The organism is Sphingomonas sp. HF-S4 (assembly GCF_032911445.1).
In the GTDB taxonomy this organism is placed as follows: Bacteria; Pseudomonadota; Alphaproteobacteria; order Sphingomonadales; family Sphingomonadaceae; genus Sphingomonas; species Sphingomonas agrestis.
In genome coordinates, this window is the sequence record NZ_JAWJEJ010000001.1 from 2,911,561 (window position 1) to 2,936,144 (window position 24,584).

General features: G+C 65.1%; 25 protein-coding genes and 1 tRNA gene. 7 read left to right on the forward strand and 19 right to left on the reverse strand.

Annotated features, from left to right (window positions below; genetic code table 11):
* Positions 1-7 precede the first annotated feature (7 nt).
* The 11 genes from RZN05_RS13165 to RZN05_RS13215 all read right to left on the reverse strand — a co-directional run bounded on the left by RZN05_RS13165 (position 8) and on the right by RZN05_RS13215 (position 11,804).
* Entirely contained in the window at positions 8-985 is a 978-nt protein-coding gene (locus RZN05_RS13165; protein WP_317227060.1) for an FAD binding domain-containing protein, read from the reverse strand.
* On the reverse strand, positions 982-1,530 hold the full coding sequence (locus RZN05_RS13170) for a 2Fe-2S iron-sulfur cluster-binding protein (protein WP_317227061.1): 549 nt from the start codon (positions 1,528-1,530) through the stop codon (positions 982-984). Before RZN05_RS13170 ends, RZN05_RS13165 begins: the two co-directional genes overlap by 4 nt.
* Positions 1,530-1,835, reverse strand: coding sequence for a YciI-like protein (locus tag RZN05_RS13175; protein ID WP_317227062.1), 306 nt, complete (start codon positions 1,833-1,835; stop codon positions 1,530-1,532). Before RZN05_RS13175 ends, RZN05_RS13170 begins: the two co-directional genes overlap by 1 nt.
* The gene (locus RZN05_RS13180) at positions 1,832-4,009 is read right to left on the reverse strand and encodes a xanthine dehydrogenase family protein molybdopterin-binding subunit (RefSeq protein ID WP_317227063.1); all 2,178 of its coding nucleotides are present in this window, start codon (positions 4,007-4,009) and stop codon (positions 1,832-1,834) included. Before RZN05_RS13180 ends, RZN05_RS13175 begins: the two co-directional genes overlap by 4 nt.
* Positions 4,010-4,359: 350 nt before the next feature.
* Positions 4,360-5,052 carry a DJ-1/PfpI family protein gene (locus RZN05_RS13185; protein ID WP_317227064.1) on the reverse strand — a complete coding sequence of 231 codons (693 nt, stop codon included), beginning with the start codon at positions 5,050-5,052 and terminating at the stop codon, positions 4,360-4,362.
* Between the two features lie 108 nt (positions 5,053-5,160).
* Positions 5,161-5,937 carry an alpha/beta fold hydrolase gene (locus RZN05_RS13190; protein WP_317227065.1) on the reverse strand — a complete coding sequence of 259 codons (777 nt, stop codon included), beginning with the start codon at positions 5,935-5,937 and terminating at the stop codon, positions 5,161-5,163.
* 359 nt (positions 5,938-6,296) lie between these two features.
* A complete protein-coding gene (locus tag RZN05_RS13195; protein ID WP_317227622.1) occupies positions 6,297-8,693 on the reverse strand; it encodes a TonB-dependent receptor in 2,397 nt (798 codons plus the stop codon).
* Between the two features lie 93 nt (positions 8,694-8,786).
* Positions 8,787-9,167: a winged helix-turn-helix domain-containing protein gene (locus RZN05_RS13200; RefSeq protein WP_317227066.1), complete on the reverse strand. Its 381-nt coding sequence runs from the start codon at positions 9,165-9,167 to the stop codon at positions 8,787-8,789.
* 1 nt (position 9,168) lies between these two features.
* The gene (locus RZN05_RS13205) at positions 9,169-9,375 is read right to left on the reverse strand and encodes a TOBE domain-containing protein (protein ID WP_317227067.1); all 207 of its coding nucleotides are present in this window, start codon (positions 9,373-9,375) and stop codon (positions 9,169-9,171) included.
* 285 nt (positions 9,376-9,660) lie between these two features.
* A complete protein-coding gene (locus RZN05_RS13210) occupies positions 9,661-11,199 on the reverse strand; it encodes an FAD-dependent monooxygenase (RefSeq protein WP_317227068.1) in 1,539 nt (512 codons plus the stop codon).
* A 518-nt stretch (positions 11,200-11,717) separates the two neighbouring features.
* Positions 11,718-11,804, reverse strand: a tRNA-Tyr gene (locus RZN05_RS13215).
* A 122-nt stretch (positions 11,805-11,926) separates the two neighbouring features.
* Between RZN05_RS13215 and RZN05_RS13220 the strand changes: the two genes are divergently transcribed.
* From RZN05_RS13220 to RZN05_RS13245, 6 genes are all read left to right on the forward strand, one after another.
* A complete protein-coding gene (locus RZN05_RS13220) occupies positions 11,927-13,540 on the forward strand; it encodes a M20/M25/M40 family metallo-hydrolase (protein WP_317227069.1) in 1,614 nt (537 codons plus the stop codon).
* Positions 13,540-14,286, forward strand: a complete 747-nt coding sequence (gene rlmB, locus RZN05_RS13225; RefSeq protein WP_317227070.1) for a 23S rRNA (guanosine(2251)-2'-O)-methyltransferase RlmB — start codon at positions 13,540-13,542, stop codon at positions 14,284-14,286. Before RZN05_RS13220 ends, rlmB begins: the two co-directional genes overlap by 1 nt.
* A gap of 90 nt (positions 14,287-14,376) precedes the next feature.
* The gene (locus tag RZN05_RS13230) at positions 14,377-14,793 is read left to right on the forward strand and encodes a low affinity iron permease family protein (protein WP_317227071.1); all 417 of its coding nucleotides are present in this window, start codon (positions 14,377-14,379) and stop codon (positions 14,791-14,793) included.
* Between the two features lie 84 nt (positions 14,794-14,877).
* Positions 14,878-15,735: a phytanoyl-CoA dioxygenase family protein gene (locus RZN05_RS13235; protein WP_317227072.1), complete on the forward strand. Its 858-nt coding sequence runs from the start codon at positions 14,878-14,880 to the stop codon at positions 15,733-15,735.
* Between the two features lie 306 nt (positions 15,736-16,041).
* Positions 16,042-16,398 (forward strand): ArsR/SmtB family transcription factor, encoded by a 357-nt coding sequence (locus RZN05_RS13240; protein ID WP_317227073.1) that lies wholly within the window; start codon positions 16,042-16,044, stop codon positions 16,396-16,398.
* Positions 16,382-16,882: an SRPBCC family protein gene (locus RZN05_RS13245; RefSeq protein WP_317227074.1), complete on the forward strand. Its 501-nt coding sequence runs from the start codon at positions 16,382-16,384 to the stop codon at positions 16,880-16,882. The genes RZN05_RS13240 and RZN05_RS13245 overlap by 17 nt, the downstream gene beginning before the upstream one ends.
* 68 nt (positions 16,883-16,950) lie before the next feature.
* Here RZN05_RS13245 and RZN05_RS13250 read toward each other — a convergent pair whose 3' ends face one another.
* Complete coding sequence (locus tag RZN05_RS13250) at positions 16,951-17,709, reverse strand: 3-keto-disaccharide hydrolase (protein ID WP_317227075.1); 759 nt, start codon at positions 17,707-17,709, stop codon at positions 16,951-16,953.
* 44 nt (positions 17,710-17,753) lie between these two features.
* Positions 17,754-18,506: a S8 family peptidase gene (locus RZN05_RS13255; protein WP_317227076.1), complete on the reverse strand. Its 753-nt coding sequence runs from the start codon at positions 18,504-18,506 to the stop codon at positions 17,754-17,756.
* Between the two features lie 217 nt (positions 18,507-18,723).
* Between RZN05_RS13255 and RZN05_RS13260 the strand changes: the two genes are divergently transcribed.
* Complete coding sequence (locus tag RZN05_RS13260) at positions 18,724-19,608, forward strand: LysR family transcriptional regulator (RefSeq protein ID WP_317227077.1); 885 nt, start codon at positions 18,724-18,726, stop codon at positions 19,606-19,608.
* 58 nt (positions 19,609-19,666) lie between these two features.
* Here the strand turns inward: RZN05_RS13260 and RZN05_RS13265 are convergent, their stop codons facing one another.
* The 6 genes from RZN05_RS13265 to RZN05_RS13290 all read right to left on the reverse strand — a co-directional run bounded on the left by RZN05_RS13265 (position 19,667) and on the right by RZN05_RS13290 (position 24,571).
* Positions 19,667-20,191, reverse strand: coding sequence for a TIGR00645 family protein (locus RZN05_RS13265; RefSeq protein ID WP_317227078.1), 525 nt, complete (start codon positions 20,189-20,191; stop codon positions 19,667-19,669).
* A gap of 61 nt (positions 20,192-20,252) precedes the next feature.
* Positions 20,253-20,879, reverse strand: coding sequence for a glutathione S-transferase family protein (locus RZN05_RS13270; protein WP_317227079.1), 627 nt, complete (start codon positions 20,877-20,879; stop codon positions 20,253-20,255).
* A 55-nt stretch (positions 20,880-20,934) separates the two neighbouring features.
* The gene (locus tag RZN05_RS13275) at positions 20,935-21,636 is read right to left on the reverse strand and encodes a DUF6683 family protein (protein ID WP_317227080.1); all 702 of its coding nucleotides are present in this window, start codon (positions 21,634-21,636) and stop codon (positions 20,935-20,937) included.
* An 8-nt stretch (positions 21,637-21,644) separates the two neighbouring features.
* Entirely contained in the window at positions 21,645-22,487 is an 843-nt protein-coding gene (locus RZN05_RS13280) for a dienelactone hydrolase family protein (protein ID WP_317227081.1), read from the reverse strand.
* Positions 22,488-22,749: 262 nt separating this feature from the next.
* Positions 22,750-23,415, reverse strand: a complete 666-nt coding sequence (locus RZN05_RS13285; protein WP_317227623.1) for a DUF1013 domain-containing protein — start codon at positions 23,413-23,415, stop codon at positions 22,750-22,752.
* Positions 23,416-23,548: 133 nt separating this feature from the next.
* The gene (locus RZN05_RS13290) at positions 23,549-24,571 is read right to left on the reverse strand and encodes a glycosyltransferase family 4 protein (RefSeq protein WP_317227624.1); all 1,023 of its coding nucleotides are present in this window, start codon (positions 24,569-24,571) and stop codon (positions 23,549-23,551) included.
* Positions 24,572-24,584 lie beyond the last annotated feature (13 nt).

Below are 24,584 nucleotides of genomic sequence, written 5' to 3' on the forward strand. Positions count from 1 at the left end.
GATGCCGTCAGCCCTTGCCGGCTCGAGCGTCGTCGATGAGCGCGGACAGTGCGCGCCTCGCCAGCGGCAACTTATACTCGTTGTCCCTGGTGGGTGTCGCACCGTGCAGGGCGACCTCCGTTAGACGCTCGATCGACACGGCGGCCGACGTAACCTCCTCTGCTGCCTCTACCCTCCACGGCTTGGGTGCCAAGCCGCCGAACGCGACGCGAACGGCGCTCAAATCGCAATCTTCGAAGTGCGCGATCACGGCGACGGAGACGTTCGCAAACGCATAGGAGGCGCGGTCGCGGAGCTTGAGATAGCGCTGCACGCCACCGATCGGCGGCGGTAGGACAATTGCCATGATGAGTTCGCCGGGCGAAAGAGCCGTTTCGATGTGCGGCGTCTCCCCGGGAAGCGCGTGCAGATCCGCCAGCGGCATGGATCGAGCGTCGCCGTCCGGCCGGACCGTCTCGACTTTCGCATCGAGCACTCGAAGCGCCACCGCCATGTCGGACGGGTGCGTGGCGATGCATGAATCGCTGCCCCCGATGACCGCGAGCGAACGCGAGAAGCCGCCGATCGCCGCGCATCCGGAGCCTGGATTGCGTCTGTTGCAGGGCAGATTGCCCGAGTAGAAGTACAGGCAGCGCGTTCGCTGCAGCAGGTTTCCGCCGACCGACGCCTTGTTGCGCAACTGGCCCGACGCTCCGGATAGCAACGCCCGCGCCAATACAGGATAGTCGCTGCGAACGCGGTCGTCGATCGCTACGTCCGAATTGCGGGCCATCGCCCCGATGCGGAGCCCCCCGTCGGCGGTTTTCTCGACACTGTCCAGACCGATGTGATTGACGTCGATGAGATGCGCAGGGCTCTCAATGCCGAGCTTCATCAAGTCGATGAGATTGGTGCCACCCGCCAGATAACGGGAACCAGGTGCTTTCCGGAAGGCCTCGACCGCGTCGGCGGGAGTTGTGACGCGTTCGTAGGTGAAGGCCTTCATGCACGCGCCTCCATGACTTCGCGGATCGCCGCGACGATGTTGGGATAAGCGGCACAACGGCAGATGTTCCCACTCATGCGCTCGCGAATTTCATCGTCGGTCAGAAGTGGTGGACCGAGCTCGCGGCTCACATGGCTGGGCAGCCCTTGGCGGAATTCGTCGATCGCGCCGACCGCCGAACAGATCTGGCCCGGCGTGCAGTATCCGCATTGAAGGCCGTCATGCGCGACGAACGCGGCCTGCACTGGATGGAGATCCTCGACGGTGCCGAGACCCTCGATCGTCGTGACTTCGTCGCCATCGTGCATGATCGCGAGCGACAGGCAGCTGTTTATGCGACGGCCGTTGACGAGCACGGTGCAGGCACCGCACTGCCCCTGGTCACATCCCTTCTTGCTGCCGGTGAGACCGAGCCCGTCCCGCAAGGCGTCAAGGAGCGTTACTCTCGGATCGAGCGCCATCCTGAATTGGGACCCGTTGACCATCAACGTCACTTCGATCCCGGGGCACGCTTGATCCGAACGAGGTCGGGCTTCGAGCGCCATCAGTCAGGCCGCACGATGTTTGACGCCTCTTTGCCGACCGTCGTGGCCCATTCGCGGATGCGCCAGCTTCGCACCAACCCGTTGTTGATATAAGGATCCTCATCGACGAATTTCTGAGCCGCATCGGGACCATCGCCGGCGAAGAGGAAGATGCCTTCGTCGACCGGATTGGCGAGTGCGCCGGCAAGAACCAGTTCGCCGCGATCGACTGCCGCCCAGGCCTTTGTCAGATGATCGTTCCGGAACGCCGCCCGTCGACCCTCGAAGTTGTCGCTGAACTCCAGAAACACGATATAGTGCTTCACGGCCGTGATCCTCCTCTTGCAAGCGTGTCGTATCGGATGGGTAGGGTTCGCGGGCGCAAGCCTGTCGCGTCATAGACAGCGTTCGCGACTGCGGCGGCTGCTCCGACGATGCCGATCTCGCCGGCGCTCTTCGCCCCAAGGACCCCGCTCTGAGGATCGGGCTCTCCGACGAACGAGACGTCGATCTTCGGTACGTCGGCACTGACGGGCACGAGGTATTCCCCGAGATCGATGTTGAGGTAGCGGCCGAACCGCGGATCGACGAGCGTCTCCTCGCACAGGGCCTGCCCGAGCCCCATCGTTATGGCGCCCAGGACCTGTGATCGCGCTGTAACGGGGCTGAGCACTCTCCCGATATCCACTGCGCTGACGAAGCGACGGACGCGTATCGTCTCGTAGATCGGATCGACGGCGACTTCGCAGAAATGGGCGGCGTTGCTTTCCACACTCACGGGCAGCGGCCCGTCCGGCTCCCAAGCCCCGTACCCTTCGGCGGAGTCGATCTCGAGCTCCCGCAGGATCTCGACGCACGATTTCTCCGGCCCGAACAGGCCCTCACCGGCGAGCTTCTTCTTCAGATCCTCGCAGGCGCGCAGCACGGCGTGGCCAACGCTCGCCACAATGCGCGATCCGCCAGCCTGGGGGGCGAAGGGCAGCTCGGTGTCGCCGAATCTGAGCTCCACGGCGTCGGCTGGCAGACCCAGGGCCTCCGCAGCGATACACGGCATCACCGTCGTATTCCCTGTTCCGATTTCGGCGACACCGGTAGAGATCGTCGCCCGTCCCGACGCGAACACGACGACACTGGCCGTCGCCCTCGAGGCGTATCGGGGATAGCTCCCGGACGCCATGCCATGGCCGATCAGCAGCCGGCCCTCGCTCCCTCCGCGGCGGGCACCACCCGATCGCCATCCAAATCGGGCGGCCCCAACTTCGTAGCATTCCTTCAAGGCCGAGGTTGACCAAGGCTTGCCGCTGTCTGGATCCGAAGATGCAAAGTTGCGCAGGCGAAGTTCGATCGGGTCCATGTGGAGTGCAGCCGCGAGTTCGTCCATCGCGCTCTCCAGCGCGAAGGAACCGGTGCTCTTGCCCGGTGCCCGCATCGAGGTGCCGGCCGGCAGGCTCAGATGCTCGAGCCGTGTGACCACAGAAACGTTAGGGCACGCGTAGCGCGTGCGGGTGCGCCCTACGCATCCCTCGACATACTCGTCCACCAGTCCAGTTTGGACGATGGCCTCATGCCTGATCGCCAGAAGGTTGCCATGTTGATCCGCACCCAGCGTGACATGCTGCATGAGGTCCGGCCGGTGTCCGACGGACGTGAACATCTGGGGCCTCGTGAGGACCAGCTTGACCGGCCGCTTCACCAGGCGCGCAGCCAATGCGGCCACGTAGCCATGCGGCCATAGCTGCAACTTGCAGCCGAACGCGCCACCGACGAACTCGCTGATGACGCGAACGCTTTTCTTCTCAAGGCCGAAGGCACTCGCCAGCGCCGCCGCGATGATATGCGGACCTTGGTTGGAATCGTAGACCACCAGCGTACCGTCGCTCCACTGGGCGATCGTCGCGGGAGCCTCGATGGGATTGTGGTGCGCGGCCGGCGATTTGTAGGTCGCGACCACCCTGATTGGCGCCTCGCTCAATGCTCCTTCCGCATCGCCACGTGAAGACGTCGCGGGCTCTCCGCCCGGGATCTCGCCGGTCTGAGGGTCGGTGGCCTCCGCCTCGTGCTCGGATAGGCCGACGATTGGCGCATCCGCGTCGTAGGTCACGGTAAGAGCCTGGGCGGCGGCTGTGGCGTCCTGCAGACTGTCGGCGACGACAGCGGCGACCGCTTGACCGGCATATCTGATAACGGCGTCTGCGAAGGTGAGCGATGCTCCGTGATCCGGACGCCGGATCAATTCTTCGGGCTTTGTGGGCCAGGCGGGCGCCGGCAGCCCGCGCAACTCGGCCGCATTCAAGTGCGACACGACACCAAGGATCCCGGGCATGCGCAAAGCGCCTTCCACGTCGATCGATGTAATGCGGCCATGTGCGATCGGGCTGCAAACCAGCACAGCGTACGTGACGCCATCAATCTTGTGGTCGGCCGTGTACAGCGCGCCCCCGACAACCTTCGATGGGGCGTCAACGCGTCTGGATGAAGGACTCTCAGACACGTGCATCATCGAGGCTGAACCCGCCGCAGTAGAGAGAACACCGCCGTGGCGCGGTGTCTAAAACTGCCCAGGCATCGAGATGGTATCGGCAAGTTGCGCGTTCCTCTGGACTACCCGGCTCAATCGCGCGCCGTCGATGCAGCGTTCCGAGCCAAATTGTCGTCACAGAGAGGACCAGCGGTAGATCGGATTCTAGCGGCAGCGGAGGCGAAACCTAGCCCGGAGCCGCTCCACACCAGTCACCGCGATGATTGCGATGCGCAACGGAAGGGTGGATCCCTGTCTGAAGATCGCAAAGCACGGAAGTTGGTTTGCTTCGCCTCGGCCAGGCCGGAGTCATGCTCCACTTCCGAGACAGGTCAGTTCCTATCCCCGTCCGCGCTTTGGGTCCGGCCACTTGGAGAGAAGGGATCGTTCTCAGGGTCGTTGTTCCACACATACTCCGCCTCGCCGGCGGTATCCTCGGCAAGCGCGAGGCCGTAGATTTGCTGGACCAACGCAAGCGCCATGTCGGTCCCGGCGGAAACCCCCGATGACGTGACGTATTTGCCGTCGACCACCCACCGCGCCTTGCGCCGCCATCGAACATCCGAATCCTGCTTCGCCACCCAGTCGAACGCGCGCTTGTTCGTGGTCGCCCGACGTCCCTTAAGCAGCCCGGCCGCAGCCAGCAGCGCTGCCCCGGTGCATACCGAGGTGGTCCACGTCGTCTCCGCATCCCGACTGCGCAAGAAGTCCAGAAATGGCCGGTCGGCGACCAACGAGCGGGTGCCCATTCCGCCCGGGACCATGATCACGTCAAGGCCGGGTGCGCTATCGAAGGAGTGATGCGCCTCCAGTCGCACCCCATGCGCCGAGCGGGCCGGCAGTCCATCGCTCGTTACGATCCGCACCTCGTGGCCGGGAAGCCGGCCCCACATTTGGACCGGCCCGAACACGTCCAGGGTTTCGAATGCGTCGAAAAGCACAATGCCGATTATCGCACGTTCGCCGCTTTCGCCGGTGCCGCCGTCCTGCGACGCGGCCATTGACCGGTCATCCGGGGAAGTCATTTCTCCCACGCTCCGTCTTCCACGCCACTCGGCAAGCCCCGTGCTCATCGCAGGTGTCGCCGGGGCTTGCCTCAATTCATCCGGCTGCGTCAGACACGAAGTGTCCGATCAACCGCCTGCGGCTTGCACGATAACGTCGGCCACCTTGTCGGGATGGGAGATCATCAAGACGTGGGAAGCACCATCTACCACCACCGCCTTAGACTTCGCTCGCTGGGCCATGAACTCCATGGCGGCTGGGGGGATGTTGCGATCGGCCGTTCCGTACACTGCCCAGGATGGAATGTTCTTCCAAGCCGCGACTTGGGACTTCTCGCTCAGCGCCGCATCGGCGATCGGCCGTTGCGCAACGGCCATCTGCGCGGCCTGCGCCTTCGGCACGTCCGCGGCGAACTGCTCGGGAAACCTGTCCTGCTTGATGTACAGGTCGTGCGCACCGCCCGGCAGAGACACGGGGGCTGCGAGCGCCGCCGACAACGTGCTCCCTGGAAATTTGGAGGTGAGGTCCAAGCTGTTCTCCCCGACCTCGGGTTCGAATGCTGCGACGAATACGAGCGCCTTGATCTTGCCCGCCCGGTTGTCGGCTGCGGAGATTACCGCCCCCCCGTAGGAGTGGCCCACGAGCACGACTGGACCGTCGATGCTTTGAATCACCGTATCCACGTATTTCGCGTCGCTGGATACGCCACGCAGCGGGTTGGCAGCGGCGGTGACTGCGTAGCCCCGTTCCCTCAATATGCTGACAACCCCGTTCCAGCTTGACGAATCGGCAAAGGCGCCGTGGACGAGGACGATGGTTGGCTTACGTTCATCAGGCATGTCGCGAGCGCTCCCCGTAGAGGTAAAGGTAGCCGCCAGCGCGGCGGCAAGGATTAAGCTTTTCATAGCCGTTCCCCAGGTTCGATGGACCGATTGACGATCTGACGCTGCGAAGCGGTAGAGGTATCGCACGACTCCTCCGTTCGCAATTGCGTCGGCGCTGACAACGCCCTCGGCGCAAAATCAGGCAGCGAAAAATTGTCATTCCTACCCCGACATTTTGAGGCACCTGTCACCTGAACAGGTCGTCTAGGTTCTCGTCTGTCGCGGCCACGGACAGCCGCGGAAGAGATCAACTGGTGTGAAAGGATGGATCAATCGGTGAGGTGGGCTCGAGTATCTCCCGCTTGGATCGGTGGTTGAGGTCCAGGGGTGGTAGGCCAACCGATAGCAGACATCTCAAGCCTCGAACGACCGTCAGGCGATCATTGCCGGGCGCGAAACGTGAGGCCAACGGTCCGGGGATCGCTCGGTGTGGCGAGGATCAGGCCCGAATTGCCTGCCTGTATCGTCACGTTCTGGATGTAGTCGCGATCGAGCAGGTTTCGCGCGAATACCGCTAGCTCCCAGCCGCGGTGGCTGCGATAACCCAGGCTGCCATTGACAAGCGCGAACGCGCCGATCGCGGTATAGCGCGACCCCGTGGGATCGCCGAACTGCCTGCCACGATAATTGACGTCCGCATGCGCGAATAGACTGCCGTCGAGCGCCGTCGCGGAATACCGATAGTCACCGCTGATGGTGCTCGACCATTTGGGCAGACCGGGCAAGGCGACGCCGCTCAAGTTGCAAGCGGTGGCCGTGTTGCCGATCCGCTCGATTGGACAGGGACCCGCCGGATAACGGTTGTACTTGCCATCGGCATAGGCGACCGATCCGCGCACCGAAAGGCCGCGCGTCACCGCGATCTCCGCGTCGGCCTCGAACCCCCTTACGGTGACGAGCGGAATGTTCGCGAGGTAGGTGCGCAGTGCCGCCGCTGCGCGCGTATCGCTGACGTTAGACTGGAAGTCGGTCACGCGCGTGTAGAATGCGTCGATATTGAACATCACGCGATTGTCGAACAGCCATGTCTTTAGGCCGACTTCATAGGCGGTGTTCTTCTCCGGCCGCACCACGGCGGTGCCGGTCGCGGGCAGGTTCGCGTCGTTGAGCGGCAGGCCCGACATGTTGATGCCGCCCGACTTCTCACCCCGCGCGAAACTGGCATAGGCGAGGACGCCGTCAGTCGCTTGCCAAGCGATATTGGCGCGGCCGGTGAGTGCGCCGTCGTTGACCTTGGCCGTGTAATATTGCCCTCGCAGAATACCGAGCCGTGCATTGATCAGCGCCGTGATCGATGTCGCCATGCCCCCAAACACGAACGTGTCGTACATGCCCGTCTTGTGCTCGTAGGTGTAGCGCAGACCACCAGTGAGCGTCACGCGGTCGATCGGGCGCCAATTGAGCTCGCCGAACGCAGCATAGCTATTGGACTGGAAATCGGTCCGGCCGTCCGTGCCATAGCCGTCAAGCAGGTTGCTCGGCACGGCCACTGCCGGCGTCCCGGTAGTGGTGCCGATCAGATATCGTGCCGCCGCCGGGCCGTAGATCGAGATCGGACGACCAATCACGCGCTGACGAAAGAAGTAGAGCCCGCCGACGTAGCTGAACGGCCCCGATCCGTTGGAAGCGAGACGTAATTCCTGGCTGAACTGATCCTGCCGCGAGGGGATGTGCTGTTGCAGCTGGATCGGGATACCAGTGTAGTCGCGGTCGTTCGCTGCATCCCAATTCCAGAATCGCCACGCGCTGATCGACGTGAGCGTAGTCTTGCCGAGCGCCCAGTCCGCGATGGCCGCAACGCCGCCCTCGTTGGTGTCGACGCCCAGCCGTGCATCGATGTCCGTCACTCGGTCATAGGGGTTCATACTGGGCGGGACGTAGCCGAACTGCGCAGCGAGCCCGGCCGATCCGCCATATTGGCGCGACGCGGTGCGTGGCAGGTCGCGCGCCGCCACGCGGTAGTGGACCTGCGTGCAGCAATCGCTCTCGAAGTTGGTGAAGTCGGCGCTGAGCTTCACCTGAAACGCTTCGGACGGCTTGATCAGCAATTGTCCGCGCACCGCCTGATTGCCGATCTGATTGTGATCTGCGCCGGTGCGGACGTTGTCGATCACGCCGTCGCGCCGCGTGACGATTGCCGACAGCCGTCCTGCGATCGTATCGCCAGACAGGGCGCCGGAAGCCGCGATCTTCGCCTGGACGAAGTTGAAGCTGCCGACCGAGATCTCCTGGCTCGCTTCGCTCTTGAAGGTCGGCGCGCGGGTCGTGATGTTGATCGCGCCCGCCGTACTGTTCTTGCCGAACAGCGTGCCCTGGGGCCCGCGCAGCACCTCGGCCTGGGCGATGTCGCTGAAATCGAACGCGGCAGTTGCCGGGCGCGCGTGGTAAACTTGGTCGACATAGAAGCCGACGCCTGGTTCAAGCCCGTCATTCGCCTGGCTGACCGCAACGACGCTGCTGCCAAGACCCCGGATAGTGAAAGCGGTGTTGCGCGGATTGGCCGAACTGTAGTTGAGCGCCGGCACCAGTTGCGCCAGCTGCTGCGTGTTGACGGTGTAGGATCGGTCGAGCGTGTCGCCTCCGACCACAGAAAGCGAACCGGGGATGCGCTGCGCGTCCTCCGCGCGCCGGCGTGCTATGACGGTGATTTCGGGCAGGATGGCGTCGTCGGGCCCTATCTCGGTCTCCGCTGCGCTGTTCGGGCCACTCTGTGCTTGAGCCAAAGCCGGGTGCCCTATCAGCAGCGCACAAAGTGCCATCGACCGCGCTGGATTCATTGTCATACGCCCCCCATCCGTCGCTTCGACCACGACTCGATGTATTCAGCCGTATATAGCGCCTCGGTCAGTGCCAAGCCGTCTGTGGGGGCCTCAGCCGGTCCTTTTTGTCCGGTCTGGTGCGACGCGAATTCGGCCAAGCAGGCGCTGGTAGGCAGGGGCATCAACCAGCGCCGCCGCCTGCGCCTCAAGCTCGCGGAAAGCAGCAAGCGCCAAGCGGCCGTCTTCCGTCAAATGAGCACCGCGTCCGTCACCGCCACCGGCCCGCGTTTCGACGAGCCGATTGACGAAGCAGCAGTTCATTTCATCGACCAGCAGCCATGTGCGGCGGTAACTCATTCCCAATGCGCGACCCGCCGCGGAGATTGAACCTTCGCGATCGATCGCCTCCAGAACGTCGGCCTTGCCCGGACCGATCGCATAGCTGTCGCCGCAGACGATCTGCAGCTTCAGCTTGAGCGCATGAACCCGCATCTCACTTGCCGATCAGTACGTCGCTGGCCTTGATGAGAACGGTGACCGTGTCACCTTCCGCTAGAGAGAGATCGGCGATCGCTTCCTCGGTAATGCTGGCGGTGACGGTCATCCCGCCGCCGATATCGACCTTTACGGTACCGTTGACCGCGCCGGGCATGATCGTGGTGACGATGCTTGGCAGCTGATTGCGTGCGCTGATCTTCATACTTTTCCTTCCATCCGCAAAACGAGGCTGCGTCGGCTCAAAGCCAACGCTCCTCCCAGACCATTGCCTTGGTCCCACCACCCTCCCGATCCGCGGCGGTCGGAAGAAACGATGACCCTATACGGTTCGTTCGAATCAAGGCAGTCGAGAATGCGGCCTCCGCCACCGCGCATCCGGGGGGCGCAAACCGCGCCTTAACCCCGCCGCCCGAAGGCCGGCCTCAAGACCGCGGCACTAGTCTCGGTGGAATACGCATCCCTGAATCGTGAATACCTCTTCGATTGCTCAATCCACGGCGCCGAACCAGCGGTGCATCGCTTCGAGAAAGCGTTCGCCATCAGCGGGCTTATCGCTGGCGCAAGCGACGAAGCCATCGGGGCGGATCAGTATGGCGCTCAGCCCGAGATGGTCTTTTACCTCAGCGCAGATGTAATCGATCCGACTTCGCCAGGGCTTCGTCAGCGACCGATGAGGCGCGCTTGAGGTGAAATCTAGCATCAGGCCACGACCGTGGCGCAAGAGCTCGCCGATCCTGGCGCCACCGACCAGCTCGAAATCCGGCACGCTGCGACCAACAAGGGGATGATCATCGCCGAGATCGTAGCGCAGCGACACGCCCCAAGCCTGCTCGGCGAAGTATGTCGCGCCGTCGCGCGTGGCCACGAGATCGCGAACAATGCTCTCGAGCGCGCGGGTGCTTGGCGTGGGACGCATCAGCGCGACCTGCGCTCGCGACCAGTCCAGAACGCGGGCTGCTTGAGGATGACGTTCGCCATGATAGCTGTCGATGAGACCGGCACGCGCCGATCCACGGATCGTCGCCGCCAGCTTCCAACCCAGGTTCATCGCGTCGGCGAGGCCCAGGTTCAAGCCTTGGCCGCCCAACGGCGAATGCACATGAGCGGCGTCCCCTGCGAGCAGCACCGGACCGCGCCGGTAGGAGGTAGCCTGGCGCGCGCGGTCCGTCCAAGTGGCGGCGAACTTCAGATTGGTGAGCGTGACGTCCGTGCCCGAGATTCGCCGGAGCACCGATTGGACATGCTCCCGCGTGACCGGGTGCATACGGTGGAAAACGCCGCCATCGAAATCAACCATTGCGATCGTGCCCGGCCTGGCGAAGGTGTACATGCCGGTCGGGGTATAGGTGCGACCGACACTCAGCTTGTCTGCATCTTCAAGTTCTGCGGCGACCGAGTAGCCCGTGAACTCCGGATCGGTGCCAGCGAAATCGAAGCCAGCGAGCTTCCGAACCCTACTCCGACCGCCATCGCAGCCGACCAGCCAGGAGGTACGATACACGTTATCCTGGGTTTGAACGGTCACGCCGTCACATTCCGCCTCTATAGCGACGACGCCCTCTCCCCGCTTGATGATCGTGCCCCTTGCAATCGCCCGAGCGGTGAGCGAACCCTCGAGTGACTGCATGTCCACCGCAAGGTTGAAGCCTGCCGGGCTGGGCAACCGATACGGCCAGCGCGTCGAATCAACATCCTCCGCGAAGAAGGGAATGCCGGCGAAATGTCCGGCGGGACGACGTTGCTGCTGCAGCCAATGCGCCGACGCCGGCATCGTCCCGGCTTCGTCTTTCGCTTGCTGAAGCGCGACGATTTGATCGAGCAATCCGCGACGATGAAAGGCCTCGAGAGTGGGCGTCGATAACCCGCGCATCCCGAACGGCAAGATCTTGAGCGGAGATCGCGGATCGGCCGCCTGCTCCAAAAGGAGCACCGAAACCCCAGCCAACCGCAGCTCGCAGGCGAGGAACAGGCCGACTGGGCCAGCTCCGGCAATAATGACGTCGTACGTGGATGATTGTGTAGACATGGAAGCTCCCGCGTCGAATATCGTTCGACCGGAGCGTTCCCCGAACCGGAGACCACGCCGACGAACGGTCGGGCACCCATCGGTGTCCTTGTTCGTCGCGGGGATCTCGGGCGAGGCCAAAGACCAGAGCTTCCGTTACCGGAAGGACTTGGGCTGACCAGACCAAGTCTGCCTTTTCCGACATCTCAGATGTAACGCGTGGAGCGTCGCTCCGCAACTAGAGCCCGCCAAGACCGCGGGCACTTGCCAACCGCGATAGCAACAAGCGTATCGTCATCGATCAAAGTGGCAGAATTGGCCTATCGCTCGCCGACGGTCAGTCGCCGTAGTAGGAGATCGATGATGGTGCCAACGAATGCCTCAGGGATTTCCTTGCGAGCCCGCCCGAGGCCCGTCTTCGACCTTGTCAGGCTCACGCGCGCCACACCCATTCCGTACCGGCCTTCCGCACCACATTGGGCAGGAAGAACCGAGTAGAATCAACGTCATACTGAGATGTAAGCCCTTCAGTGGGCGGATGGTGGACAGGGCTGGATTCGAACCAGCGTACGGGAAACCCGGGCAGATTTACAGTCTGCTGCCTTTAACCACTCGGCCACCTGTCCATTGGTGCCGCTAGCGAAGCGAGGGCGGTCCAATGCCGAAGCGACTCCGCCCTGTCAACGCCTTGCGCACAGGTTCTGCGGCGCATAGCGTCCCAATCATCCCTTCCGCCCGCAGGAGTCCCATGCGCACCGCTGCCGCCATCCTCGCCATTGCACTCGCCGCCTCGCCGCTCGCCGCGCAGTCGGTCGATCGCAACGAAGTGAACCGCATCCTCGACGAGGGCTTCAACCGCTCCGAGGCGATGCTCACGCTCCAGCATCTCACCGATCATATCGGCCCGCGCCTCACCAATTCGCCGGGCATGCGCGCCGCCGAGGAGTGGACGCTGTCGAAGTTCCGCTCATGGGGACTCAAGAACGCGCACAAGGAAGGCTTCGATTTCGGCCGCGGCTGGTGGATCGAGCGGTCGAGCGCGCGGATGGTCAGCCCGCGTCCGATCACCCTGACTGCGATCCCGATCGCGTGGACTCCCGCCACCGCGGGCAGGATCAGCGCGCCGGTGATCGTCGCGCCGATGACCGAGGAGCGCCATTTCGAGCGCTATCGCGGTAAGCTCGCCGGCAAGATCGTGATGGTCACGCTTCCCAATGACGGCTCCGAGCCGACCGATCCGGCGTTCAAGCGCTGGACCGGCGATGAACTTGCCAAGTTCGACACCTACGAACAGCCCAAATACGATCCCGAGGCGAGCGACCGCCGGATGAAGCGGCTCGACTATGCCGCCAAGCTCGACGCCTTCCTCAAGGCAGAGGGCGCCGCCGCCTACGCCACCATGTCGCCGCGCGACGGCAAGCTGGTCCACGGCGCAGGCTATCTGTTCGGCGCCGGCGAGACCCAGCAGGTGCCCGGCGTCGAGATCGCCGCCGAGGATTATCGCCGCCTCGCCCGCCTCGCCAAGCAGGGCAATGCCCCGGTCGTCGAGCTCGAGAACGTCGTCCATTTCGTCGATACCGACACCCAGGCGTACAACATCTTCGCCGACATCCCCGGCAGCGATCCCTCGGGCGCCTATGTCATGGCCGGCGCGCATCTCGACAGCTGGGCCGCGGGCGACGGCGCAGTCGATAATGCCGCGGGCGTCGCGATGGTGATGGAGGCCGCGCGCATCCTCCAGGCGATGGGCGTCAAGCCCAAGCGCACGATCCGCTTCGCGCTCTGGGCGGGCGAGGAACAGGGCCTGCTCGGCTCGATGGACTATGTCGAGAAGCACGTCGCCAGCCGCCAGCGCAAGCCGGGCGCGCCGAACACGGGGCTCGCGCGCTTCTATGGCTGGGCCAATCGCTGGCCGATCGCCCGCCAGCCGGGCTACGACAAGCTCGTAGCCTACTTCAATCTCGACAACGGCTCGGGCAAGATCCGCGGGATCAACACCGAGAATAACGGCGCGGTGGTCCCCACCTTCCGCGACTGGTTCGCGCCGTTCAATTCGCTGGGCGCCAGCACCGTCGCGATCCGCAAGTCGGGCGGCACCGACCATGTGTTCTTCTCCGCGGTCGGCATCCCGGCGTTCCAGTTCATCCAGGATCCGCTCGACTATGGCAGCCGGCTCCACCATACGAGCATCGACACCTTCGATCACATCAAGCCCGCCGACGTGCGGCAGGCATCGGCAATCCTCGCCAGCTTCCTGCTCAACGCCGCCAATGCCGACAAGCCGCTGCCGCGGCTCCCCTTCCCCACCGAGCCGAACGTCACCGATCCGTTCGCTTACCCCAATCCGGACGATCTAGACTGATGGCACGCAAAGGACACCGACCCAGCAAGGCACCCGCATCGCGCCCGCGCTTCTATGGCCGGCATGCGGTGCTGGCGGCGCTCGACAATCCCGAACGCACCGTGCGGAAAATCTGGGGGACGCGCGAGGCGCTGGGCGGGCTCGACATCCCCGCGTCGATCCCGATCACCTTCGCCGACGTCGCCGATCTCGGCCGGCTGGTGCCCGGCGACGCGCCGCACCAGGGGCTTGTCGTCGAAGTCGATCCGCTCGAGGATATCTGGCTCGGCGACCTGCTCGCGCAGGGCGAAGGTGACCAGCGGCCGCTGGTGGTGCTCGATCAGGTGACCGATCCGCACAATGTCGGCGCGGTTCTGCGCTCGGCGGCGGCGTTCGACGCGCTCGGCATCATCACCCAGGACCGCCACTCGCCGCCCGAATCGGGATCGCTGGCGCGCTCGGCCTCGGGCACGCTCGAGACCGTGCCCTGGGTGCGCGTGGTCAACCTGGCCCGCGCGCTCGAGGAGATCGCCGAGGCCCAGTTCTGGAGGATCGGGCTCACCGGGCACGCCGACAAGACGTTGGGCGAAGTGATGGGCCAGGGCCGGATCGCGCTGGTGCTCGGCGCCGAAGGCGAAGGCATGCGCCAGAACACCGAGACGCATTGCGACCAGTTGGCCAAGCTGCCGATCTCGGACAAGGTCGAAAGCCTCAACGTATCCAACGCGGCGGCCGTGGCGCTCTACGCGATCGCCGCGCGCGGCTGAGGACAAGGGAGCGGCTTGCGAGCACGACGGCATAGGATGCCAGTGACCGCGCATTCCGCTCCCGCTAGCATGCGCCCGAGAGGAGTCGGCATGGGCGCAATCTTCGAGCGGTTCGCGCAGGCGGTCGCGGCATGGGCGGGACGGCCGATCGCGTTTGCCGTGGCGTTCCTGATCGTCATGGGCTGGGGCGTCAGCGGGCCGGTGTTCGGCTGGTCGGACACTTGGCAGCTCGTCATCAACACCGGCACCACGATCGTCACCTTCCTGATGGTTTTCCTGATCCAGAACGCGCAGAACCGCGACGCTGCGGCTATCCAGGCCAAGCTCGACGAAATGATCCGCGCGCTCGGCACTGCCCGCAACGAATTCATCGGGATCGAGCATCTGAGCGAGAAGGAGCTGATTGTGATCCGCGACAGGCTCGAGCGCGAATGCGGCGGCAAGACCTCCGAGCGGCACCGGGGCATCGCCCGGCTGCTCCAGCGGCGGGGCAGCGCCGCGCCATAGCCGCAGGGCATTGGCGAGTGCGCGCACGCTTCTTGCCGCACATCGCGTCCGGGGAGAGGATCGCGGGGTCCGGACGTGGAGGAAATGGTGGGTTTCGAACGACCTCAGCCGCAGGGCGACGACACTGTCGCCCAGTTCCGGCGCGACGGCTATGCCGTACTGCGCGGCTTCTTCACACCCGATGAGGTCTCCGAAATCGGCGCCGCGATCGACCAGGTCCATGCCGAAGGCGTCGCGCATGGCCGCAGCTTCCGCCACGGCAACCTGTTCTACAATGTCGCGCCCGACGACCACGGCGCGCCGACGGTGCGAATGGTGCAATGGCCGTCCTATCACCAGCCGGTGCTCGAAGCGGTGCGGCGCGACCCGCGCTTCGCCACGATGCTTGGCCCGCTGATCGGCGGCGACGTCAAGCAGATCATTAACCAGCTCCACTGGAAGGCGCCAGGAGCGATGGGCGACTTCGCCTGGCACCAGGATTCGCGCTTCCGTAAGCCGGACGACTGCTACCGCAATCTCGGCACCTCCTATGTGCAGACCGGGCTGGCGATCGATCCGCACAATCCGGGATCGGGCGGCATGCGCTTCATCCCGCGCAGCCATCTCCAGGGCGATCTCGACCTCGACATTGACACCGAAGTGCTCGGCAATTCGATGGCCGACGCGGTGCTGCTCGCCGCCGGGCTCGCGCCCGAGGAGACGATCGACCTCGTCCTCGAGCCCGGCGATCTCGCCTTGTGGAACCCCTATCTGGTGCACGGTTCGGGGACCAACCGATCGGACCACCAGCGTCGTCTCTACATCAATGGCTATGTCCGCGCCGAGGATTGCGACCGCGGCGAATGGGCATTCCGGGGCGGCCAGCCCGTGCCGCTCGGCGCCGAGCCGGTGCTGGTCCATTACGAGCAGCTCTTCGAACGCGGCGAGCCGCATTACGTCTGAGATCACGCCCGTTGCCAACCGGAAGGTTGGTAGCTTGGGATAGCAAACCCTTTGGTTGGCATAAAAACACGCGGACTCGCGTGGGTTTCGCCGCTCCGGGGCGCGAGTCAACCGGTGGTTGATTGACTCGATACGCAGGTTGCGAGTCAAGCGCCGAGCGCAAGATCGCGAGGGCGTGGCGCCGGGGTGATGCAACGCGGCCATATTAGAACCAAGGCAGAACAAATCCTACATTGCCAGCGTTTTCGAGGCCTGATGCTCAGCAGGCTTGCGCTCGCCACATCTTCGGATTAGACACTGAACCATATGGTTCAGCATGCGCACGCGTCCCTCGATCTCTCCTTCTCCGCGCTGTCCGATGCGACGCGGCGCGGGATCATCGATCGGCTCGGACAAGGCCAAGCGTCGATCACCGTTCTCGCGGACCGGTTCGGGATGACGCTGACCGGTATGAAAAAGCACGTCCAGGTGCTTGAGCAGGCGGGGTTCGTCGTCACGCAGAAGGTCGGGCGGGTGCGCACGTGCCGCCTCGGGCAGCGGGGCCTCGAGGCCGAAGCCGCGTGGATCGAGGCACACCGCAAGCTCTTTGAGGACCGCTTCGACGCATTGGACGAAATCATCAGCGAACTGAAAGAGGAGGCAGGCCATGGATCAGCCGGTTAGCAGTAGGGACGGGGCACAGAATCGCACGTCGATCGAGCGCAAGGGCGACCGCGAACTCCTCGTCACGCGGACGTTCGACGCGCCGCCGAGCATCGTCTTCAAGGCGTGGAGCCAGGCCGAATTGTTCCGGCGCTGGTGGATGCCGAAATCGGTGACCGGCGTTTCGCTCGTTTCGTGCGAGTTGGACGTCCGCACCGGCGGCAAATACCGGCTGGAGTTCGGCACCGGCGGCCCGGAAACGATGTCGTTCTATGGCAAGTATCTCGAGGTAGTACCGAACGAGCGCATCGTCTGGACCAACGACGAGGGCGAGGAAGGCGCGATCACCACCGTGACGTTCGAGGATCAGGGCGGAAAGACGCTGCTGACCTTCCACGAGGCCTATCCGTCCGAGCAGGCGCTCGCAGAAGCGCTACAGGGATCGGCGGCCGGATTGCCCGAGCAGATGGACCAGCTCGACGAATTGCTCTCCAGCCTGGACTAATCGCACGGCGCGGACCTTCGCTCGCAAGCGAAGGTCCGCGTCCATCCGAGAGGATCGGCGGGCTGCGCTCAGTCGAGCCGGAGCACTTCGATCTTGCGGAACTCGATCTGATGGCCTTCGCTCTGCAGCGCGATATAGCCTTGGCGCAGCGCCAGCTTGCCGCCCGCCGCGGCGATCAGCGGCTGGGCATCCTTGTCCTGCGGATCGAGTTCGGCCGCCGAATAATGCAGCACCGGCTTGCCGTCGATGAAATGGGTGATGCGGCCATCGGGCAGCACTTCCAGTGCCGCCTTGGTCCAGCGGCCTACGGGGAGCAGCGGCGACGTGGAGAGGATGCAGTGGCGCGGATCGCGCGTGCCCTCGATCACCACGGTGGTGCCGGGGGTGCAGAGATTGCCGCTGGGTTCGCGGGTAGGGCGTGGGACACCCAATAGCTGAAATTCGAGGCTCACCGGGAATTGCTGGTCGCGCCGCATCGTCGCGGGCGGCTGGGCATGGAACATGATTCCAGAATTGCTCGCCTGCCAGGGCTGGATGCCGGGGAGCGATTCGCCGAGCAGCCGATAGTCGAAGCGAATGCGATAGGCCCCGAGCGGAGCCTTCCAGAACAAGTGGCCGAAATCGCCTTCGAACCTGGAATAGTTGGCATGCGAGACGCGGATCGCGCCGTCCTGCACAACGAACATGTGCAGCGGATCCTCCCCCAGCGCGCGGCCGGTGATCTTGGGCGTCCAGCCGGCGAGCGTCTTGCCGTCGAAGATCGATTGCCACTTGGGCGCGGGCGCGGCGCCGAGCAGCGCGAGCATGGGGAGGAGCAGGTATCGCATGGGCGGACTGTGCCGCCAGCCGGACCGCCCTGCAAGCCGAAGGGTTACTTTCCTGCGACCACTCCGGCCATCGTCCGCGAAGTAAGGAAACGCGCAGTCTCTAGCGGTGCGGCGAAAGACGTGCCCGTGCCGGTGACCGCGCGGCCGTCGATCGCGGCGGTGGGAACCTTTACCCCGAGCGCCCAGGCATAGTTATAGCCTTCGGGCTTGGCGTCGGGGCGGTTGGTGCCGCTCCACGGCTGGCCCTCGGCGTCGATCGCGCCGACGAGCACCGCATTGGGATAGGCAGCCCGCGCCGGGTCTAGGTTGCCGGGATGATCGTAGCCGTTGTTGCCGGCGGCGAGGATCACGCGGATGCCCTTGGCGGCGGCATCGGCGATCGCGGCGGTGATGGTCGGGTCGCGATCGAGCGCGAGCGAGATGTTGATCGCGTCAACGCGCAATTCGGTGGCACGGCGAATTGCGCGGGCGACCGGCTCGGCAGAGGGCTGGCATGGCGGGTTGGCGCCGGCGGGGCAGCCGGCAGGATCGTCGATGCGCAGGGAGATGATGTCGACCTGGCGATTGGCGGCGCGGGCGAGGATCGTGGCGACCATCGTGCCGTGATCGTAGCGCGGCTGGAACTCGGGACGCCTGGTCTCGGAGGCCATGTCGTATTCGGCCGACACCAGCGGCGCGAGTTCGGCGGTGCGGGCGACGCCGCTGTCGATGATCGCGACGCGCGGGCGTTCGACCGTGACGGCGATCGGTGGCGCAATCAGAGGCACCGTGGTCTCGGCCAGTGCGAGAAGCGACAAAAACAATGTGTTCACGAAACCCCGACCCCCCGGTCAAAGCGATTCACTTCGTTCCTGCTATCCTACCGACCTTTGCGGCGGGATTGCGGTAATGTGCGGGTGCGATGCTTAATATTTTGTCGAGATTTCGCCACGGTGGCGCGATGGGCCCGGAGCCGCGCCGCGCCGGGACGCGCGGCGCTTTCCCTTTTCGCAAATCGCGATAGTCTCCGCGGCCATGAACCTGCGGCATATCGAGATCTTCCACGCCGTCTATGTGAACGGATCGGTCAGCGGCGCGGCGCGTGCACTCAACGTATCGCAGCCTTCGGTGTCGAAGATGTTGCGGCACGCGGAGTCGCTGCTCGGCTTCCAGCTCTTCCAGCGGACCAACGGCCGGCTGGTGCCGACCGACGATGCGCATACGCTGTTCACCGAAGTCTCCGAGATCCAGGACCGGGTGTACGCGCTGCGCGAGGCGGGCAAGAATCTGCGCCGCGGCTCGGGAGGCATGCTGCGGGTGTCGGCCTTGCCGAGCCTGGCGCTGCAGGCGCTGCCGACCGCGGTGGCGCAGTTCCTCAAGACCCACGACAATGTGAAGTTCGATCTCCAGACGGTCCACCACGACGACCTGCTGCGGAAGCTGTTCGAGCGCGAGACCGACATCGCGATCGCCTATGAAGTGCCCCCCGCCGCGCCGATCGACCACAAGCCGCTGGGCGAAGGCGAGCTGGTGGTGTTCTATCGCGAGCAGGATATGCCCGACGCGCCGGCGCGGTGCGACATGCGCTGCCTCGAGGGGCACCGCTTCATCAGCCTCGCCACGAGCGGCCCGATGGGGCAGCTGTTCACCCAGGAAGTCCAGCGCCAGGGGATCGTGCTCGACGACGTGATCCTCGCGCGGACCTTCTATATCGCCGCGGCGCTGGTCCAGCAGGGCGTGGGGATGACGGTGGTCGACAGCTTCACTGCGCAGGCCTCGCTCGCGCCGGGGCTGGCAATGCGGCCCTTGAAGCCACCGATCACCTTCGGGGTACATGCGATGTACCTGCACAACCGGCCGCTCACCGCGCTGGCTACGGATTTCCTCAAGACGCTCCGCGGGGTGATCGATGTGGCGTAGGCTGGAGAGTTCTGCGGATCGCCCCGGCGATTGAGCGAGGCTCCGGCGAAACCAGCGCTCAGTGCGCCGACTTGCCGGCGCGCGCGCAGATATAGTCGGTGACGGCGGAAAGCAGCGCGGTCACCACGAAGGCGAGATGGATTACCGTCATCCACATCATCTCGCTGCCGCTGAGCGGATGCGCGCCCAGGCCCATGAAGGTCTTGAGCAGCTGGATGCCCGAGATCGCGACGATCGAGGCGTATAGCTTGAGCTTCAATCCCGAGAAGGTGGTCGTGCCCATCCAGGCGGGGCGATCCTCATGGCCCTCGGTATCGATCTTCGAGACGAACGCCTCGTAGCCCGCGAGGATCACGACGAGGATCAGGTTCGCAGCGAGCGCGAGATCGAGCAGGGTGAGCACGGTGAGGATCGCCTCCTCGACATGCATCGCCGCGGCCTTGCCGAGCGATTCGAAGAACGTCTTCACGAAGACGAACAGCAGCAGCCCGATCGAGGCGATCAGCCCGACATAGAAAGGCGCCAGCAGCCAGCGCGACGCAAACAAACCGTTCTCGAACCACCGCTCAAGCTGCTTCATCATTTCCCCCTGGTCCCCTGCACGCCTTCATCGACGAGCAGGCCTTGGGGATCAAGCCGCTAAATCAGGCAGTTGCGCTCTCCGCAATCAGCGCATCGTCCTTCGCCGAGGCGCGGACATAGGCTTCGCGACCGCTCAGCCGGGCGAAATACGCGAGGAAGGCGTCGCGCTTGGGCAGCGTGCCGAACATCGTACCCCAGCCGATCGCCGAGCCCACATAGACGTCGGCAGCGGTGAATTGCTCGCCAGCGATATAGGGATTCGCGGAAACTGCACGTTCGATCGCGTCGACCGCAGTGGCGTAGTTGCCGTAACCGAACATCCGCGACTGTTCGGGCGAAGGATCGAACTTGGCGTAATTGTTGGTGACCGCTTGTTCGAGCGGGCCGGCGGCGAAGAACAGCCAGCGATAATAATCGGCGCGCGCCTCGGGCCGCGGCGCCAGCCCGGCTTCGGGAAAGGCATCGGCGAGATAGGCGCAGATCGCCGCGACCTCGGTCACGACCTTGCCCTGATGGACGATCGCCGGGACCTTGCCCATCGGATTGATCGCCAGATAGGCGGCGCTCTTCATGCGCTCGGCATAGTCGATCACCTCGGTGCGGTAGTCCGCGCCGATTTCCTCGAGCATCCAGCGCGCGATCCGCCCGCGCGACTGGGGATTGGTGTAGAAAACCAGGCCGTCCGACATCGCTTTTCTCCACGGCGTGCGTGAGAACATTTCATGAACCACGCAGACAGGGGCGTCAAGCCGGCGCCAGCCCCGCCGCGGTGATTTCCAGTCGATCGGGATCGAGCCCGAACTGCGCCAGATAGCCGCGTCCGGCGTCGCAGCCGCGGCGTTGCAGCTCGGGATCGGGCCGCTGCTTGAGCGCCATGCGGAGCAACGCCAGCTCGGTGCCGAGGATCGCGAACTGCTCATAGCTCATTTGCCGGTCGATAGCGGCAAGCTGGGCGAAGCGCGGATCCTGCGCGATCGCGCCGCGAAGCTGCCCAGCGGCCCGGACGAAATGCGCCTCGACGATCTCGCGGTCGCGGCAGATGCTCCAGCTGCCTGCGATCAGCGCCGCCATCGCGCCCGCCATGTCACCGGTCGGAATGCCGAAGCGTGTCTCGAGCTGGCGATAGCCGTCGAGCAACTTGCGGAAGGTACGCACTGCCTCGGGCCGCTGCGCAGCGGGATAATGCCGGGCGAGCCGCTGCGGGGCGACCGGCACGGCGCCGCGCGCGATCGTCGTGCTTTCCGACTTGGGCACGAGCGGGCCGGCCCGCGGCTTGCCGTTGCGCAGGATGGTTTGCATCTGGATGCGGTTCAGGACGTAGTTGAACTGATCCATGCCCGACGAATGATAGCCGCCGAATGCCCCGACCTGCGCCTGGGCGGCATTAGGCAGTGCGACACAGGCGAGCAGCAGCCCGGCGGCCTTGACGAGAGATCGGCTTGCCATGGCGGCGCTCAGAGCGACGCAGTGAACAACGCAAGCAGGCGTTCCCAGGCGCGGTCGGCCTGGGCCTGGTTGTAGACTTCGCTGTCGGGGGGACACCAGCCGTGCATCGTGCCGGCATAGACTTCGATCTCGGCGGGGAGCTTGGCGGCGGCGAGGGCGGCGCGCAGCTTGTCCTTGTCGGCGGGGGCGCGCTCGTCGTCATTGGCGGCGATCGCGACGAGATAGTGCGCCTTCATTTCGGGCACGCGCGCGAGCATCGCGTCGGTCGCCATGCCGCCGCCATGGAAGGTCGCGGCGGCACGTACGCGCGACGGCACCTGTGCGGCGGTGAGCATCACCAGCGGGCCGCCCATGCAATAGCCGGTGGTGCCGATCCCGCGCTTCGTATCCACTTCGCGCTGCTTGTCGAGGAACGCGACCAGCGCGGTGACATCACGCCCGGTTGCCTCGGGGGTGAGCAGTTTCCGAAACTCGCCGGCCTTGGCGCGGACCGCGGCACGGTCACCGCTCGCCGCGAGCGCTGGTGCGGTCGCCGAACGGTAAAAGGGGTTCACGGTCAGCACCGCGTAGCCCGATTGGGCGAGCCGATCGGCCATCTGGCGGAAGGCGGGGCGCAGGCCGTAAATGTCGGGCCAGACGAGCACCGCGGGATGCTTGCCGGTGCCTGGGGCGACGAAATAGGCATCGACGCTGCCGTCGGGCGTCTTGATCGTAACGTCGCGCCCCTTGACCGCAAGCGCATTGGCCGGGCTCGGCAGCAGCACCGCGGCTCCGAACGCCGCCGCGACGACGCCGAAGGTCCGGCGGGTAAGGAAATGCGCGTTGTCGGCTTCGGTCAGGTCGTCACACATGCGGGCTCTCCTGCGCGGATCGGCTGCGCCGAATCGGTCGCGAAGGAAGCTACACGTTCGCTGCACACGGGCCTACACCTTCAGCTCGCGAGCCGAAGGCGGGCAGAATTTCAAAACCCGTTCGCCCTGAGCTTGTCGAAGCCTGTCCTGAGCGCCTGCCTTGGCAAGCAGGCGAAGGGGGCCGTCTTTCTTTCTGCGGTTGAAAGGAAGAACGGTGCTTCGACAGCTCAGCACGAACGGGTGTGTGTGCAGCCTGCTCGGTTTACTGGCGGAACAGCGTCTCGGCGGTGTGCTCGACCGGGCCGGTCTCCTCGGCGCCCTCGCCAGCCTCGGCGGCGTTGGCGGCGGCGGTGCGCTCGGCGCGGAGCTGCTCGATCAGCGCCTCGCGGTCGCCTTCGAGGCGGGTGTCGGTCGGTGCCTCGATGCCGGCTGCCTTGGCGGCCTTGGCGACGAGCGCGTCGAGCTCGCGCTGCGAAGTCAGGCCGAGCGTGACCGGATCCTTGGGCGTGATGTTGGCGATGTTCCAGTGGCTGCGATCACGGATCGCTGCGATGGTCGTGCGCGTGGTGCCGATCAGCTTGCCGATCGCGCCGTCCGAGATCTCGGGATGGTTGCGCAGGATCCAGGCGATGCCGTCGGGCTTGTCCTGGCGCTTCGAGACGGGCGTGTAGCGCGGGCCCTTGGTGCGGCGGACCTGCTCGGGGCCCTTGAGCATCTTGAGCGAATAATCGGGATTGGCCTGGCCCTTCTCGATCTCCTCCATCGTCAGCTCGTGCGCGCGAACCGGATCGCGGCCGGTGAGCTTGGTCGCGGCGGTATCGTCGGCGATCGCCTGGATCTCGAGGATGTGGAGGCCGCAGAACTCGGCGATCTGCTCGAACGAGAGCGACGTATTGTCGACCAGCCAGGAAGCGGTCGCATGCGGCATGAGCGGCTGGGCCACTTTTCGTCTCCAGAAACAATAAGGGCCGCCCATCACGGGCGGCCGACCAATGTAGCGGACTTAATGCGGGATGCCGAGGGAGGCAAGGCATTCCGCGAGCCGCGGACGCAAGCGCGCGCTAGGCCGCCTCGTCGCGATCGTCCATGGCATAGAGCGCATGGAGGAACTGATGCGCGCTCACTTCCCAGGTGAAGCTGCGGCCGTAGCGGGCGCACGCCTCGCGGTCTTTGGTCAGCGCCTCGCCGATCGCGACGGTCAGGTCCGCGTCGGTCGCACCCGTCTCGGGGGTCAGCACATCGATCGGGCCGGTGACCGGATAGCCCGCCACCGGCACGCCGCAGGCCAGCGCCTCGATCATCACCAGCCCGAACGTGTCGGTCCTGCTCGGGAAGACGAACACGTCGGCACCGGCATAGGCCGAGGCGAGCTCAGCACCGAACATCGGCCCCAGGAACTTCGCCTGCGGGAAGCGCGCCTCGAGTGCCGCACGCGCCGGGCCGTCGCCGACTACCACCTTGGTGCCGGGATGCGTCGACTTGAGGAACGCCTCGATATTCTTCTCGACCGCGACGCGGCCGACATAAAGCTGCACTGGGCCTTCGAGCCCGGCCATCGCGCGATGCGGCGCGATGCCGGGGTGGAAATTGGTCAGGTCCACCCCCCTGCCCCAATGCTTCACCTGCGCGAGGCCGTGCGCGACGAGCGATTCGCGGATCGACGGCGTCGAGGCGAGGATCGCCTGGCTGGGCGCATGGAACCAGCGGATGTAACGCCAGATCCATTCGGCCGGGACGCCCGAGCGCGCCGAGACGTAATCGGGGAACTGGGTGTGGTATGCCGTGGTGAACGGCATGTCGTGGCGCAGGCACCAGCGCCGTGCGGCGACGCAGAGCGGGCCTTCGGTGGCGAGGTGGATCGCGTTGGGGCGGAAGTCCTCGAGCATCGCGCCGACGCTGCCGGTGCTGGCGAGCGCGAGGCGGATCTCGGGGTAGGTCGGGCATGGCAGCGAATAGAAACGGTCGGGCGAGATCACCTCGACCCGGTGGCCCTGCGCCTCCAGCACGGCGCGAACCGACTGGAGCGTGCGGACGACGCCGTTCACCTGGGGCTCCCAGGCGTCGGTCACGATGGCGATGCGCACGTCCTCGGCCCTC

Excerpts from the sequence above, each read along its gene's own strand:
- RZN05_RS13275 (WP_317227080.1), bottom strand. The coding sequence starts at position 21,636 with ATGGCAAGCCGATCTCTCGTCAAGGCCGCCGGGCTGCTGCTCGCCTGT.
- RZN05_RS13235 (WP_317227072.1), top strand. The coding sequence starts at position 14,878 with ATGGTGGGTTTCGAACGACCTCAGCCGCAGGGCGACGACACTGTCGCC.
- RZN05_RS13165 (WP_317227060.1), bottom strand. The coding sequence starts at position 985 with ATGAAGGCCTTCACCTACGAACGCGTCACAACTCCCGCCGACGCGGTC.
- RZN05_RS13230 (WP_317227071.1), top strand. The coding sequence starts at position 14,377 with ATGGGCGCAATCTTCGAGCGGTTCGCGCAGGCGGTCGCGGCATGGGCG.
- RZN05_RS13205 (WP_317227067.1), bottom strand. The coding sequence starts at position 9,375 with ATGAAGATCAGCGCACGCAATCAGCTGCCAAGCATCGTCACCACGATC.
- RZN05_RS13265 (WP_317227078.1), bottom strand. The coding sequence starts at position 20,191 with ATGATGAAGCAGCTTGAGCGGTGGTTCGAGAACGGTTTGTTTGCGTCG.
- RZN05_RS13170 (WP_317227061.1), bottom strand. The coding sequence starts at position 1,530 with ATGGCGCTCGAAGCCCGACCTCGTTCGGATCAAGCGTGCCCCGGGATC.
- RZN05_RS13220 (WP_317227069.1), top strand. The coding sequence starts at position 11,927 with ATGCGCACCGCTGCCGCCATCCTCGCCATTGCACTCGCCGCCTCGCCG.
- RZN05_RS13240 (WP_317227073.1), top strand. The coding sequence starts at position 16,042 with ATGGTTCAGCATGCGCACGCGTCCCTCGATCTCTCCTTCTCCGCGCTG.
- RZN05_RS13280 (WP_317227081.1), bottom strand. The coding sequence starts at position 22,487 with ATGTGTGACGACCTGACCGAAGCCGACAACGCGCATTTCCTTACCCGC.
- RZN05_RS13200 (WP_317227066.1), bottom strand. The coding sequence starts at position 9,167 with ATGCGGGTTCATGCGCTCAAGCTGAAGCTGCAGATCGTCTGCGGCGAC.
- RZN05_RS13270 (WP_317227079.1), bottom strand. The coding sequence starts at position 20,879 with ATGTCGGACGGCCTGGTTTTCTACACCAATCCCCAGTCGCGCGGGCGG.
- RZN05_RS13245 (WP_317227074.1), top strand. The coding sequence starts at position 16,382 with ATGGATCAGCCGGTTAGCAGTAGGGACGGGGCACAGAATCGCACGTCG.
- RZN05_RS13190 (WP_317227065.1), bottom strand. The coding sequence starts at position 5,937 with ATGAAAAGCTTAATCCTTGCCGCCGCGCTGGCGGCTACCTTTACCTCT.
- RZN05_RS13180 (WP_317227063.1), bottom strand. The coding sequence starts at position 4,009 with ATGATGCACGTGTCTGAGAGTCCTTCATCCAGACGCGTTGACGCCCCA.
- RZN05_RS13185 (WP_317227064.1), bottom strand. The coding sequence starts at position 5,052 with ATGACTTCCCCGGATGACCGGTCAATGGCCGCGTCGCAGGACGGCGGC.
- RZN05_RS13250 (WP_317227075.1), bottom strand. The coding sequence starts at position 17,709 with ATGCGATACCTGCTCCTCCCCATGCTCGCGCTGCTCGGCGCCGCGCCC.
- RZN05_RS13285 (WP_317227623.1), bottom strand. The coding sequence starts at position 23,415 with ATGCCGCATGCGACCGCTTCCTGGCTGGTCGACAATACGTCGCTCTCG.
- RZN05_RS13195 (WP_317227622.1), bottom strand. The coding sequence starts at position 8,693 with ATGAATCCAGCGCGGTCGATGGCACTTTGTGCGCTGCTGATAGGGCAC.
- RZN05_RS13260 (WP_317227077.1), top strand. The coding sequence starts at position 18,724 with ATGAACCTGCGGCATATCGAGATCTTCCACGCCGTCTATGTGAACGGA.
- RZN05_RS13210 (WP_317227068.1), bottom strand. The coding sequence starts at position 11,199 with ATGTCTACACAATCATCCACGTACGACGTCATTATTGCCGGAGCTGGC.
- rlmB (WP_317227070.1), top strand. The coding sequence starts at position 13,540 with ATGGCACGCAAAGGACACCGACCCAGCAAGGCACCCGCATCGCGCCCG.